This is a genomic window from Kitasatospora sp. MY 5-36 (assembly GCF_001182915.1).
Classification (GTDB): domain Bacteria; phylum Actinomycetota; class Actinomycetes; order Streptomycetales; family Streptomycetaceae; genus Kitasatospora.
The window spans coordinates 1-1396 of sequence record NZ_LFVW01001208.1; the positions used below are offsets into that span (position 1 = coordinate 1).

At 75.2% G+C, this 1396-nt stretch carries 1 protein-coding gene; it reads left to right on the forward strand.

Annotated elements, in window-relative coordinates; all coding sequences use genetic code 11:
- Window positions 1-126 precede the first annotated feature (126 nt).
- Window positions 127-1104 (forward strand): LamG domain-containing protein, encoded by a 978-nt coding sequence (locus AE652_RS41435; RefSeq protein ID WP_159028737.1) that lies wholly within the window; start codon window positions 127-129, stop codon window positions 1102-1104.
- Window positions 1105-1396 lie beyond the last annotated feature (292 nt).

Genomic DNA, 1396 nt, shown 5'->3' on the forward strand with positions numbered 1-1396 from the left:
CCACACCCCGTCCAGCCGCAGGCGGTTCAGCCGCAGCCGCAGGCACCGATGCCGCAGCCCGGTCCGGCCGTCGGGCAGCCCTTCCCGCCGGGCCCGCAGCCGGGCCAGCCGCAGCTGGGTCAGCCCGTGGCGCACTGGCAGCAGCAGGGCGGCTTCCAGCCGCCCGTCCCCCCGCCCGGCCCGGCGGTCTCCCCGGCCGGCACGCCGAACTGGGAGGCGCTGGCCGAGCAGAACGAGCAGTCCGCCAAGCGCGGCCGCAGGCTCAAGCTGATCGGCGTGGTGACCGCGGTGGTCGTGGTGGCCGCCGCCGGTGGCGGCGGGTACTGGTACTACCAGCACGGCAAGGAGAAGACGCCGACGGCCCACGGCCCCGGCTCGCCGACCCCGACGGTCACCGGCCCGTCGAACACGACGAGCGCGCCGCCGCTCAAGGGCATCGACAGCCCGCCGACCGTCGGCTCGCTGCCCGCCAAGAAGGGCGCGGCCGCGCTCAACCTGGGGGCGGACGCCAAGCAGGGGACGATGGCCGGATTCTCCGGACAGGTCCTCAAACTACCCAGTGGCCAGGACTCGTTCGCCTCGACCTCCACGTCGGTCGTCGAGGTCAACAAGAGCTTCACCGTCTCCGCGCGGGTGCTGGTCGACGTGCCCAACGGCAACCGCAGCGCGGTCAGCCAGGGCGACGGCCAGTACTACTCGTTCGCGCTGGGCCGGGCCGGCAACAACGGGCACGACCAGTGGTACTTCAAGGTCCAGGTGCCGGGCGGCGGTTCGGCGATCGCCTGGTCCAAGGGCGACGCGACGGTCAACCAGTGGGTGCTGCTGACCGGCGTGTACGACGACCCGTCGGGCCAGCTCACCCTGTACGTCAACGGCGCTCCGCAGTCCTCGGCCAAGTCGGCCGGGGTGCAGCCGAGCGGCAGCAACTCCCTCCAGGTCGGCCGGCTGAGCTCCAACTCGCAGTGGGCCGACCCCTGGCACGGCGCCGTCGCCGACATCCAGGTGTGGGACCAGGTGCTGCCCGAGGCCGACATCGTCAAGATCGTGGCCGGCCCGAGCTCGCCGCCGTCCATCGCGCCGACCGGCGCCTGGCTCGGCGGCTAGCACCGCCAGGGGCGGGTCCCGCGGGATCCGCCGCGGGGCCGACCGGCCCCCGTGAACGTCCGGCCGCCGCCCCCGGCAGTGTGGGGCGGCGGCCGAAGCGCGCCCCGGGGCGCGCGCTCCACGGCGCGTCCGGATGCGAAGTCCCAGATGAGGAGCAGTACTGATGAGCGCGGACGGCCGCTGGATCCGGCCCGAGTCCACCCGCAAGCCCGTCCTCGGCGGAGCCCGGCCGGGCGGGGTGGCCCTCGGCGAGCGGGGCCGGACGGGCCCCGGGCCGACGCCGGCCTCCCCG